This is a genomic window from Olsenella uli (assembly GCF_901212655.1).
Taxonomy (GTDB): Bacteria; Actinomycetota; Coriobacteriia; order Coriobacteriales; family Atopobiaceae; genus Parolsenella; species Parolsenella uli_A.
Window position 1 is genome coordinate 33,880 of the sequence record NZ_CAAKON010000008.1, and the last position, 12,302, is coordinate 46,181.

A 12,302-nucleotide genomic window follows, 5' to 3' on the forward strand; every position below is an offset into this window, starting at 1 on the left:
AGTGCCGGAGTTTGGGGAAGACCATCTCATGCAAAAGAATGAAACGCTCGTATCAGTCCTGCTACCTGTCTACAACGCTGAGAGGTATTTGCCGCGTTGTCTTGATAGCATCCTTACCCAAACTCATAAGGCGATTGAAATAGTCGCCATTGACGATGGCTCAAAAGACGAATCGGGGGCTATTCTCGACGCATACTCAAACAGTAATCCGGGGACCTTCATCGTTGAGCACCGCGAGAATGGCGGCGTTGCATCGGCGCGTAATCGAGCCATAGAGCTCGCTCGTGGTGAGTATCTAACGTTTATCGATAACGATGACTACTTTGACCAAGACTATATAAGCAGCCTCCTAAACATCGCCCTCGAAAACAAAGCGGATGTTGTTTGCGGAGGCTTCAAGCGCCCCGATTCAGAAGGTAGAATCGTTTCCTCGGCAATGCCAACACCCGACACTACATGGGGTCCCTACGTTGTAGAAGCGGCATGGGCGAAGCTATACCGAACCGAATACGTAAGAAAGGCCCATCTATCATTCTTGCCAGTTAATATCGGTGAGGACCTCTATTTCACGCTGCCCGCAGTTGTTTCCACAGACAGGGTTGTCGTTCTTCCCTACTGTGGTTACAACTGGTTCATGAACGATGAGAGCGTTTCCAATACATCACAGAGGTCGTCAAGGGGACTCGAATTTGGTCAAGTTCTCGACGGTCTCTTTGGGCGAATTAGAGAACTTGAAAAGGAGCCCACTGCTATCCTTGAGTTTTATTTCGTCAGATATGTCGCCTGGTTCCTCCTCTTCACCTGCAGGGGAGACAACGTCAAAGAATGTGTCGAAACTACCGCCGATACACAAAATGGCTCGACGGGCACTTCCGGGGCTGGCGCAAGAACGAGCTCTCAGCGCCTTCCCGTCCAACCGGAGAGACACCGTTTAACCGCATAGCGGTTTGGCTCTTCGCCAAACACCCCACGCTCTTCAGGGCTTGCCTCAAGAGCTACAGGGCACTTGGAGCTTCAAAATAATTCACAGGGGGCGCCGAGCTTGGTTCTCGGCGCCCTTCTCATTCTCTTTCTCCATCAAAGCAATCTTCTGCGTCAGGTTCTTAATGGAGAGTGCCTGCTTGCTCACGATGCTCGTGAGGACGAGGCAAATCACCAGCAAGAAGAGGAACCCTACAAAGAAGATGAAGTTTGATGCCGTGGCAAACCCAAACGCCGCCGCAACGCCAAACAGAGGCCAGGGGAACACGGCACAGAGCAGAATTACCGCCGCCAGAGCCAGCCACATGAGCGAGTAGTTCAGCAACAACCTATCGTGCTTCACGAGATGGAACACATAGGCAAGGAGCAGCACGCACGCGGCTATTACCACGATTCGAAGAACGAGAGTCACCGGAGTCTCCTAACGCGTATGACGGGTCATGCATGCCACGGAAATAGCCAGCGTGACCTTAATCATGTAGTAGACGCTCTTGAAGCCACCAATGGAAGAGACGCCACCTTGACGCTCGCGCATCTCGACGGACACCTCACGCACGTCCATGCCAAGCCTCAGAGCATGCGCAATCGAATCAGGCTCCGGATAGTCGATGGGATAGCTCTGGGCAAAGAGGTTGGTGGCACGCCTACCACAGGCCCTAAAGCCCGACGTAGGATCAGTAATGCGCTTACCCGTGAGCAGCTTGATCCAGAACGAGAGCCAGGTAATGCCCACACGCCTCATGAAAGTAGATTGGAATCCCTCGGTCTGCTCAAGGAAGCGTGAGCCAATAACGAGGTCTGCGCCGTTTTGAATCTCTGCAACGAGCTTTCCAAGATACGCAGGGTCGTGCTGCCCGTCGCCGTCCAGCTGGATGTCGACGTCGTAGTCCATGTCGCGCGCATACAAGTGGCCCGTCTGAACGGCACCGCCAATGCCAAGGTTCTGCGGAAGGTCGATGACGTTGATGTCATTTGCCCTACAGACCGAAAGGGTGTTGTCCTTGGACCCGTCGTTGACGACCACATAGTCATAGCCGGCGTCGACAACACCTTGAACAGTGTCGACGATATTCTCGGCCTCGTTGTAGGCCGGGATGATGATGAGGACGCGAGGCTTACTCGAGACCATGGATACCTCTCATACGGGTCCAAATGCCCGGTTAGTGTATCACCAACCACCTTTGCGCAAATAAGGGCCACAAGGCCAGGCAACCAGGCGCCCACCCCAAGATGCGCGTGCCGGCGAAAGGCGGGGCCAACAGGTCAAGAGAAGGCACGAGCCTGCGACCCAAGAGGTTCATGGGATAGGCCGCAATGCCTTCCTCACCGCGGGCGGCATCGGCACAGCCCTAAACGCTCATGGAATAGACACCAATGCCAACGAGAATGAGCGCGAGCGCCGCAAGCTTCTTGCGGCCGAGCCTCTCCTTGAAGATGGTTACACCAAAGAACGTGACCCAGAGATAGCCCGTGGCATCAAGGATAGGGCCCATGGACAGGGGAATTCCCCTGTACGAGACAACGGAGAGGAGTGTTGAGCCCACGAACATCACGTAGGCAAAGATCACCAAGGGATTCAGGTACTCCCCCGCCACGCTCCCGTGCTTCCGCAGGGCAGACTTCTTCAGGAGTACCTGGGAGACGGCACTGATGAAGACGCCGAGCAGGTTGACGAGCGCATATGCGATAACGGAGAGGTCCATCAGCGCTCCCCTTCCCCGGACTCGGCCTTGTCATCCGCCAGCGAGAAGAGCACCACGCCCACAAGCACGATCGCGGCGCCGATGACCTTGCCAAGCGACACCGTCTCATGGAAGAGCAAGAAACCCCACACGAGGCCCCACACGATGGTCACGGCCTTGTTGGCATACGCCGCCGTGAGCGGCATGCGCTTGATAACCTGCTGCCAGCCAATCGCATAGATTCCCAGCACGGCAATCATGCCGCCGTAGCTCAGGATGAAGCCGATGCTCATGAACGGAAAGCCCGCTGCCAGCTTGCCGCAGATGCTGCAGAGCGAGTACAGGGCAAGCAGTGCGTGGAGCCCCAGAAGTGTCTTCACCTATGCCACCTCGATACAGCTCGAGACGGACTTGAGGGCCTCGTTGAGACTCGCCTCGTCATCCGTGGCCATGATGACCTGGCCAAAGCGGTCCGTGCCGTCGTGCACGGCATGTATCTTGTCGCCAACGGCCACGTCAAGGCCCACCGAGGCGTCAAAGCGCCTCTCGACCTCGGCGAGGCCCGCCCCGTCAATGGCGCGCACGGTTCCGGACACATCGCTAAAGAGCAGCTTGGCCATGCAGGGCCTCTCTGCCCTCGGGACAAAGTCCGCCGTCTCGCCCAAGGCCGCGCGAATCATCTGCTCATAGTAATCAATGCCAAGGTACGTCGAGATAAGCTCGGGTATGCAGGTTGCGCCACAGCGACCGCCGGCCTCGAGCACGTACACCTCGCCATCCGGCGCAACCATGAAGTCGCCATTCACGGCGCAGCTGTCCATGCCCGTTGCGACAACCACGCGCTCGAGCTGGGTGCGAATGCGCCCGAGCAGCGCCTCGTCCGCGTCGATGGGGAAGGCATGGCCCTCCGGGATGGTCACAGCGCCGGTGCGGCGCACAAACTTGTGGTGCGGCGCGAAGAGAACGAGCTCGCCACCGCTCACAAACCCGTCCACGCCAATCTCCATGCCCGGAACGAATCCCTCAACCACCACATGGTCCGCGTGCGTTGCCGCCATGGAGCTGGCATAGGCAGCCGGCAGGGCATCGGGCTCGTCAACCTTCGTGACACCCCTGCTGCCAGAGACGTCGCAGGCCTTGACCATGACGGGATAGCCGATTGCGGCGGCAGCCTCTAACGCCTCCCCCTCGCTCTGGACAACGCGGAATGGAGAGGTGTTGACCCCACCCTTGGCAAACGCCTGCTTCATGCGAGCCTTGTCCGTGAGAAGCAGAGCTGCGCCCTCCGAGATGCCCGGCAGCCCCATCGCGTCGCAGACGCGGCCGATGCTCTTTACGGCAACATCCGTGCCCGTGGTCATGATGCCGTTGACATGCTCGCTCCGCGCGATGGCGAGGATGCCCTCGGCGTCGGTGGTGTCCACAGAGAAGGAGCGGTCCGCCTCGGCAAAGCCCGGATAATTGCCCGCATAGCTTGCCACCAGGGCCTCAAGGCCCATCTCGCGGGCCTTTTGAATGAGGGGCACCTGATAGATGCCGGCTCCAAGAATCAGGAGCCTCTTCATATCACACCAACTTCCTATCCAAGGGTCAGACAACGCGGCGGGACCGTTCACCACGGCGCTTGTGCGCAAGGGCAAGGCGGCACGTGACGCCTCGCCCTCCGGCTAGAGATTGACCTTGTCTCGCACGATGTATTGAGGCGTTCCGTTGATCGCAAGCACGATGTCGCCCACATACTCGCCAATGATGCCCAGCACCATGAGGATGAGACCAAAGAAGAACACCATGATGCACACGGTGGAGGACCATCCCATGAGCATGTCTGGGTGCAGGATCTTGCGAATAATGGTGACGATGCCTTCGACAAAGCCAACCAGCGCGGCAATGACGCCAATCACCGAGGCAAAGCGCAGGGGGATGACCGAGTAGTTGAAATAGGCCATCCACTGTTTCACGAGCTTGCGGAAGGTGTAGCCGCTCTCGCCGTACTCGCGCTTGTGATGCTGAATCTGAACGTTGCCGATGTTGTGCGTCACGCGGTAGAAGATGCCGTCGACATACGGGCTGTAGTTGCGATATTTGATTACCTCGCCCTTGACCTGGCCCGTGATGCACCAGTAGTTGGAAGACTGGATGTCCTTGGGCCTGCCAAGCAGCACGCGGCTCGTCTTGCGGTTGAGCCAGCTCGTGAAGTTCTTGATGGAGCCGTTGGTGCTCTTCTCGTAGACGCCGTAGACCAGGTCGTAGCCCTCCTCCATCTTGGCCAGGATGATGGGAAGCTGGCTCGGGTGCGTCTGCATGTCGTCATCCATGCCCATGACGTAGTCGCCCTTGGCGTAGTTCATGCCGCACATGAGGGCATTGTGCTGGCCAAAGTTGCGCATGAGGCTCAGGCCGTGGACGTTGGAGTAATCCCCGCCAAGGTCTCGGATGACGCCAAAGGTGCCGTCCGATGAGTTGTCGTTCACCAGCACGAACTCACACTCGTACTGCGGCAGGTTCTTGAACTCCGCCATGGTTAGTTCGACGACCTCGCGAAGCGTGTGCTCCGAGTTATAGCAGGGTATGACGATGGAGACGAGCTTGCTCATTGGGAAATCTGCTCCTGGAATCTGCGGAGGGCTGTTGCTGCCAGTAACGGGCGACTAGACCTCGGGGACCTTGACCGCCTCGCGCTTCTCGATGTCGAGCAGCAGCTCGTCTGCGTCGATGAGCGGGAGGTTGATAGGGCCAAGCGGAGACATCGAGGTCATCTCGAGCAGCTTGGAGGACGCGTAGGCGTAGGCGGCCTTGATGGACTCGAGCCTCAGGCTGTGCTCCATCTTCTTGTCGCGGCGCGCCGTGCTGTCCTGCGCGGCACCAGCCATGTGACGGGCACCGGGGGCAGCGGCCCCCAGCACGGGCACCGTGGCCACCATGCCGCACGTGATGCCGTAGTGAACGAGCTCAAGCTTGCCGTCCTCCGCGCTGCCGTTCTCCTCGTCGGGCGCAAACAAGCCAAACTGGACGCAGACCATCGAGCGGCACACCGTGCGGCGGGTCTTCACGTCAAACGTGAAGTTGACGTCGGGGTTGGTGATGAGCAGACGCGTCTCTGGGACCCTGTCCGCAATGGGCGCCTCCGCGTGAAACACGCACTCCAGAAGTCTGAGGTCATCGACCCTGATTGCCATGGAGACATCGGTTGCCTCGGTGTTGTTGACTTCGTCCATGAAGACTCCTGTTCCCAAATCCGCCCGTGCGGCCGGACGCTGTTAGAAAAGCTAGCGACCCTCTTGTGCCTCTCTGAGGTAATCAAAGAAGAGGGGCAGCCCCCCAGTATGGAGGAAGAGCACGTCCTTGTCATGAATCTCGTGCTCGGCAAGATAGTCGAAAGCCCCCCTCAGCGCCTTGCCCGTGTACGTGGGGTCGAGGGGGAGGGACGTCTGCTCAAGGGAAGACGCTATGAGCTCGTCCACCCTCGGGTCTCTGACGCCATACCCGCCGCACGTGTGGCTCGTGTCGAGTGTGATGTGGCTTGCGTAGTCCTGGGGCAGCTCCCTGTCCTCCAGGGCAAACCACTCGCGCACCGCGTCGTCGAGAATCGAGAGCGCCCTCTCGCGCGGGCGGGAGGAGATGGAGATGCCAACGATGTCTCTCTGGTCTCCAGCGGCCATGCTGCCACATATAAGGCCCGACTGCGTGCAGCCCGTTCCGTAGGGCGTCACGAGTAGGTTGAAGTGAGTTCCCTGGGCGGCTTCCCAGTCGAGGATCTCGCGATAGGCCTTGGCGTAGGCGCGCGCTGGCACACCCTCGTTGCCCCTACCCGTGCGGTCGCCATAGATGTAGTAGGGCTTGTGCCCCCTGCTCCTCAGGAGCTCGAAGGCCTTGTCCACGGCCTGGGCAATCGCTCCCTTATCGCACTCGATGACCTCAATGCCAAAGCCCCGGACGATCTCCTCGTTGAAGGAGGGTCGCGACGGCTCCCCCTCGGCGGAGGTGGCAACCATGAGGCAAGGAATTCCCTCCTCGTGGCACATCATCGCAAGCACGCGGCAGAGGTTGGAGCACAGGTCTCCGTACATGATGAGGGCGTCGCAGCCCTTGGTACGCAGGTCGGCGACAAACTCCGCCGCAATCCTGACCTTATTGCCGCCAAACGCATAGGGGATGAGGTCGTCGCGCTTTGCATAGAGGCGAATTCCGAGACTCCTCGCCTCCTTGAGGTCGAGCGGCTGGATGGGACTCGGAAAGCGAAGGGGATCGAACACCGAGGGCGCTCCTTGGGTCTTGGGGCCTGAATGGGTCTTGGTGGATCTGGGATTCGTTCGTCAACAGGCTAATTCTGAGCCGTAGCCCCATTAACGGCAAGGACCGCGCAGGCTGGGCGCTATGATTTTTGCTGTTTGGTTTCCTACAGAATGGTGTCAACTATGTGGTCTGAGCTTTATCTGGCGATAGTCGCACTCGCTGCCATGCTGTTCGCCCCGGGCTATCTGCTGCTGAGGGCATTCTCGCTTCCCCGCGCCTGGTCCGTGTGCGTCGCCCCGGTTATAAGCGTCTCGCTCATAACCGTCTGGTGCCAGCTGCTGTCGCTCGCAGGCGTTTCCGTCACGCCGGTCCTGGCTCTTGTTCCGGCCGTAGTGCTACCGGTGGTATGCCTCGTTGTCTTGAGGGCCCTGCGCTTTGAGCCCCTCCGCGTCACCAAGATGCCGGGCTGGGCGCCCGCGTTGTTCTTGCTTATGGGGCTTTTCCTTGGCCACAGCCTCTACCTGAGCAGGCTCACGTCGACAGACATCATCTACCAGTCTTACGACCTCACCCAGCACCTCAACCTCATTCGCGCCATGGCCGACTCCGGCCATCTGTCGTCGCTTGGGACGAACTACTACCTCTCCCCCGCCGATGCCGCCATAAGCCCCGCCCCCACGGGTATGTTCTACCCGGCCGCATGGCACGCCCTGTGTGCGCTCGTGGTGCAGGCAACCGGCTTTAGCGCGCCCATCGCCATCAACGCGTCGATGTTCCTCTTCCCAGCCATCGTGTATCCGCTGGCCATGTGTGCCTTCCTGTGCGCCATCTTTCCCGGCCAGCCCCGGCTCCTGGGCTTTGGCGCGGTGGTTACACTCGCCTTTGTCATCTTTCCCTGGGGCCTGGTTATCTTTGGCCCCGTGTACCCAAACGTCGCCGGCTTCTGTGCCATGCCGGCCTCCATGGCGCTCTTTGTGCTGCTGAGTTCCCATGACGCGGACTATCGCGACCGAGCGGTCTTCGGGCTCGCTTTGCTCGTCTCCTTTGCGGCGCTCGCCCTGCTCCACCCAAACACGCTGTTCACGTGCGCGGTTATCCTCGTTCCCTATTGCGTCCACAGAATCGCGGAGGAGCTCAAGGGTCGCGGAGCGGGAGCAGCAAGGACCGCGGCAGCCTGTGCCGGCTTCTTGCTTGTCTGTGCCGCCTTCTGGTACGTCTGCTACAAGCTCCCCATGTTCCAGGGCACGGTCTCCCACGTCTGGAAGCCCTATGCCAGGCCGCTTCAGCAGCTGGTCAACATATTCACGCAGACGTACGCTCTGGGCTTCTGGGGCGAGGTGGCGGTGCAGTACGCACTGGCACCCCTGGTCATCGCAGGTATCGTGACCTCGCTCTACTCGCACAGCAACAGGTGGATGAGCTTCTCCTACGGAATCGCCGCCTTCATTTGCCTCTACAGCACCACGCAGGCCAACTCACTTAAGCAGCTACTCGCGGGCTTCTGGTACACAGACCCTATGCGTCTCGCCAGCATGTGTTGCATTGCCGCCGTTCCACTCGCGGCGCTTGGCATCAATTGGCTGTACGGCGTGACGCTCGACCTCGTCACGTCCTACAACGTGAAGCGCAGGAGGCCCACTCACGTGCCCGTTGTTGTCGGCGCAGTCGCTGCGGTGTTTCTTGCGATCAACTTCATGCCCGAGTTCAACCTCCCCGGCATGCATCGCAACGAGACAATGACCCCCGGCATGACCGAAAGCCTCTCGAACATCGAGCCGAGGGACTACGCCAAGAACTTCCACACGACCTTTGGCGACTATCGCAGCAACTTCAAGAGCACCTACGGCTTCGACTATCCGCTGGATCTTCAGGAGAAGCGCTTCGTCACCAACGTGAAGGAGATCGCTGGTGACGACCTCGTCCTCAATGACCCCATGGACGGCAGCTTCCTCGCCTACGGCTATGCGGATCTGCGCGTCTATTACCGTGACTTCGTGGGATACGGCAACGAGAACGAGACCACGGAGAGCCTTCTCATTCGAAAAGGCCTCTCGGATATCGCCAACGACGATGCCGTGAGGGACGCCGTGAAGAGGACCGGCGCCAAGTACGTGATGGTACTCAACAAGAAGGGGTCGGACTTCTCAATGCTCAACATCCGCGGCGACTACAACGATTCGGTGTTTGCGGGCGTTGACTGTATCACTCTGGACACGAAGGGCTTCACCTGCGTCTTTAGGTCTGGGACCATGTGCCTGTATCACATAGACGATTAGGATTTGCCCATCTGGGCCGCGCTGCGAATTTACCCGAAGCATTCAAAAGGTGACGGGCCCGGTTCCACCGAACCGGGCCCGTCACCTTTTTGCAATTGATGAGCTGCGAGGGAGTGACCCGTTAGCGTCTATCTACACCACACGATGCGAGGGTGTGGCCTGCTAGCCCCTATCCCCGCCACACGCTGCGAGGTACTGCTTCCAGAACGCCACGGAGGTGAACTCCTCGCGCTTGGCGGCGTAGGCCTCGCGGAGTTCCTTCTCGTGCTCCTTGAAGTACTTCATGTCCTTCTTGTAGCGGCCCCAGACTTCATCGAAGCGCTTCTTGTCCAGGTGACGAATGACGCCCTTCTGGTTCTCCAGGTCAACGGCCACGATGGTGTCGCGCCGACGGATGCGGTTGCCCGGATAGAGCCAGCCGGCCACGTCGATGATGGCCGCCGCACCCGGCTTGATGTAGCCCGCGGCGAAGCGCTGGCCATTGAAGGTGGCAAAGTCCCACAGGCGCTGGGGTAGGCTGCGGTTCTCACCCAGGTTCGTGGCCTTCTGGGAGTCCGCCTCCTGGATGTTGCTCAGGTCAATGCCCTCGCGCTTGGCCTGCTCGCGCAGCTCCGCGAACGGTATGAGCTTCTCCGCGTTGCGGTTGGCCCACATGAAACGCTCCTCGGTCTTGCCGGGCTCCTCGATGAAGCCAGGGCCCTTGAGAAAGTCCTCGAAGCCCTCGAGCGCAAGCTCGGCGTTGGTGTAGTTGAACTTCTTGAGCTCAAGCTGCACCGTGTGGTAGAGCTTCTTGAGGAAGTCTCCCTCGGGCGCCACGCCGGTGGTGAACTGGGCCACCAGGGCGTTGCGGGTCACCTGGTAGCGCTCCACTGCGGCGCTGTAGCGGCGCACGAACGACGGATGCCAGAGGCAGATGCCGTTCATGGTCATGAACTTGGCGTGGCAGCGCAGGGCGTACTCGATGTCGTCGTAGCGCACGAAGACAGGCAGCGGCAGGCCGTTCTCCTCGATGGCCTTCATCGGGATGACGCAGTACCACCAGCCGCCGTACTGCTGCGCGCGGTCCTGGTAGCCCTCGTACTGCATGAGCGTGGCATCCAGCTCGTTGGCCACCACCTCGTGGAGCTGGCCGATGTGCGCCGGCATCTTGATGGGTGTGCAGTCTCCGTTATAGGTGACGTAGCCCGTGTCCTCCCAGCGCACGTCGGGCTGAAAGAGGTCCATCATGGCGCCCTCCACGAAGTCGTCCTTGTGGGCGTCGTTGACGATGGCGAGCAGGTTGTACGTGCGGATGATGCTCTCGGGGTTGATGACCACGTCATCGTCCATGAGCAGCACGTGTGTAGCCTTGGGCTCCTGCTCCATGGCGCAGATCATGCCGTAGGCGTAGCCGCCGGAGCCGCCCACGTTAACGTTGGGGTGGATGTGCACACGTGGGGCCTCGAGGGCCGCCACGTCCAGCGTGCGGCCATTGTCCACCACGTGCTGCGTAAAGTGCGCAGCCACCGGCTCGTTGGAGGCAAGGATGCCGTCCTTCACAAGGCCGATGTTGCGCTTAATGTAGCTCTCCTTCTTGAAGGTGGTAGTGCAGAGCGCAAGCTCGACAGGGCGGATGTCTCGCTCGTTCACGAGGGCGTAGTAGTAGGCGTTGCGCAGCCGCACCTCGCCCGCCTCGGCGATGGAGATGCGGAAGGCCTCGATGACGTCACCCTCGGCGGCGGCCATGGTGACGTCCAGCTCGTGCCAGTCATCTGAAGCGGGAACCTCGAGCTCCGTGCCCTCGATGTCCGCGGCATCCCAGCTGTAGAGGTCCGCACGCGTCTGGTGCAGCGTAAATGCCGAACCCCTCACCTCGAGGTGCAGGTGGAATTCGCGCGCCACCGTGAAGCTGCGCCATTTCTCTACCGAGAGCGCATTGAAGAACGTGGTGAAGTCATGCTCGCCGGGGCCCTCGAAGACCCAGGCGCTGCCACCCCGCTTGGCCCTGCGGAACGGCGTCGTGGAGCGGCACAGCAGCGTGGGGGCCTCGAGGAACTGCGGGATGTCATCGAGCAGGATGTTGGCGAGCTTGAAGCGTTGCACGTGGTCTCCTCCTTGGGAAGCCACTGGCTCCCCACGAGCTGGTCAAGCGATTATTGGGGCTGGTCGGCTTTCTAGCCCTCGAGATCCGGAAGGTTCTTGAGATAGGTTGCAAGGGCATCCCGCCAAGGACGCATCTCGTTGCCGATGGTGTCCTCGAGGTGCTTGTTGCGAAGGCTCGAGAACAGGGGGCGACGAGCGGCGTCCGGATGGGCCGCGGCGTACTCGTCAGACGTGCAGGGAGTCACGATGGCCGGGTCATAGCCGGCGCCCTCGACGATGGCCTTGGTGAACTGTGCCCAGGAGGTCGTGCCCTCGTTCGTGCAGTGATACGTACCGTAGTTCTCGGTAAGGGCGATCTTGAGAATCTCGTAGGCAAGGTCGTTGGCAGACGTGGGGTTGCCAAGTTGGTCGTCAACAACCGTCATGCCACCAAGCTCCTTGGCGAGGCGAAGCATGGTCTTGACGAAGTTCTTGCCCACATAGCCATAGAGCCACGCAGTGCGCACAACGAAGGTCTTGGGGTTAGCCTCGAGCGCGAGCTGCTCGCCGGCAAGCTTGGTGCGGCCATAGGCACTGATGGGGCCCGTCGGGTCGGTCTCGACGCGCTCGCCGGGCTCATTGCCGGGGAAGACATAATCAGTAGAGACGTGAACGAGCTTGGCGTCGTGCTCGGCACAGGCACGAGCGAGGTTCTGGGGACCCAAGGCGTTCACCTTGTAGGCAACGTCCTCAATCTTCTCGCAGCCATCGACGTTGGTCATGGCGGCACCGTTGATGACGAGGTCAAACTTATGATTGGCAAAGAACACGTTGACCGCATCGGCATCGGTGATGTCGAGCTGGTCGACATCGGCATAGATGACCTCGGCGCCCTTGTACTCGGCGGGGATGGGACCAATCTCGGCCTTACCGGATTCGATAAGACGCTTCAGCTCGTTGCCGAGCTGGCCATTGCAACCAGTAATGAGAATCCGCATAAACTCCCTCGTCTCGTTAGTAATCGATGCTCGCGATTGCCTACTGCCCCTGGGCCTTGTACCTGGCCTCG

At 60.0% G+C, this 12,302-nt stretch carries 12 protein-coding genes; 2 read left to right on the forward strand and 10 right to left on the reverse strand.

Translation table 11 applies throughout. The features are described from left to right. The first annotated feature begins 1 nt into the window (after nucleotide 1). Nucleotides 2–943 carry a glycosyltransferase family 2 protein gene (locus tag EFAMC2_RS01685; protein ID WP_154026388.1) on the forward strand — a complete coding sequence of 314 codons (942 nt, stop codon included), beginning with the start codon at nucleotides 2–4 and terminating at the stop codon, nucleotides 941–943. A gap of 81 nt (nucleotides 944–1,024) precedes the next feature. Here EFAMC2_RS01685 and EFAMC2_RS01690 read toward each other — a convergent pair whose 3' ends face one another. The 8 genes from EFAMC2_RS01690 to EFAMC2_RS01725 form a co-directional block, all read right to left on the reverse strand. After that, entirely contained in the window at nucleotides 1,025–1,393 is a 369-nt protein-coding gene (locus EFAMC2_RS01690) for a DUF2304 domain-containing protein (protein WP_187325086.1), read from the reverse strand. 9 nt (nucleotides 1,394–1,402) lie between these two features. Then, a complete protein-coding gene (locus EFAMC2_RS01695) occupies nucleotides 1,403–2,110 on the reverse strand; it encodes a glycosyltransferase family 2 protein (protein ID WP_154026389.1) in 708 nt (235 codons plus the stop codon). A gap of 220 nt (nucleotides 2,111–2,330) precedes the next feature. Beyond that, a complete protein-coding gene (locus tag EFAMC2_RS01700; RefSeq protein ID WP_187325087.1) occupies nucleotides 2,331–2,684 on the reverse strand; it encodes a multidrug ABC transporter in 354 nt (117 codons plus the stop codon). After that, nucleotides 2,684–3,043, reverse strand: a complete 360-nt coding sequence (locus tag EFAMC2_RS01705; RefSeq protein WP_222838502.1) for a transporter — start codon at nucleotides 3,041–3,043, stop codon at nucleotides 2,684–2,686. The genes EFAMC2_RS01700 and EFAMC2_RS01705 overlap by 1 nt, the downstream gene beginning before the upstream one ends. Further along, complete coding sequence (locus EFAMC2_RS01710; protein ID WP_154026390.1) at nucleotides 3,044–4,228, reverse strand: ATP-grasp domain-containing protein; 1,185 nt, start codon at nucleotides 4,226–4,228, stop codon at nucleotides 3,044–3,046. 102 nt (nucleotides 4,229–4,330) lie between these two features. Further along, on the reverse strand, nucleotides 4,331–5,257 hold the full coding sequence (locus EFAMC2_RS01715; protein ID WP_154026391.1) for a glycosyltransferase family 2 protein: 927 nt from the start codon (nucleotides 5,255–5,257) through the stop codon (nucleotides 4,331–4,333). A gap of 54 nt (nucleotides 5,258–5,311) precedes the next feature. Continuing rightward, the gene (locus EFAMC2_RS01720; protein ID WP_154026393.1) at nucleotides 5,312–5,878 is read right to left on the reverse strand and encodes a hypothetical protein; all 567 of its coding nucleotides are present in this window, start codon (nucleotides 5,876–5,878) and stop codon (nucleotides 5,312–5,314) included. Nucleotides 5,879–5,929: 51 nt separating this feature from the next. Then, nucleotides 5,930–6,916 (reverse strand): 1-aminocyclopropane-1-carboxylate deaminase/D-cysteine desulfhydrase, encoded by a 987-nt coding sequence (locus tag EFAMC2_RS01725; protein WP_154026395.1) that lies wholly within the window; start codon nucleotides 6,914–6,916, stop codon nucleotides 5,930–5,932. A 162-nt stretch (nucleotides 6,917–7,078) separates the two neighbouring features. Here EFAMC2_RS01725 and EFAMC2_RS01730 point away from each other — a divergent pair, with 162 nt between their 5' ends. Further along, nucleotides 7,079–9,172, forward strand: coding sequence for a DUF6541 family protein (locus EFAMC2_RS01730; RefSeq protein WP_154026396.1), 2,094 nt, complete (start codon nucleotides 7,079–7,081; stop codon nucleotides 9,170–9,172). 162 nt (nucleotides 9,173–9,334) lie between these two features. On the opposite strand, the gene EFAMC2_RS01735 is transcribed toward EFAMC2_RS01730, so the two are convergent. Both EFAMC2_RS01735 and rfbD read right to left on the reverse strand, forming a co-directional pair. Continuing rightward, entirely contained in the window at nucleotides 9,335–11,254 is a 1,920-nt protein-coding gene (locus EFAMC2_RS01735) for a glycosyltransferase (RefSeq protein WP_154026397.1), read from the reverse strand. A 71-nt stretch (nucleotides 11,255–11,325) separates the two neighbouring features. Continuing rightward, entirely contained in the window at nucleotides 11,326–12,231 is a 906-nt protein-coding gene (rfbD, locus tag EFAMC2_RS01740; protein WP_154026398.1) for a dTDP-4-dehydrorhamnose reductase, read from the reverse strand. Between the last annotated feature and the right edge of the window lie 71 nt (nucleotides 12,232–12,302).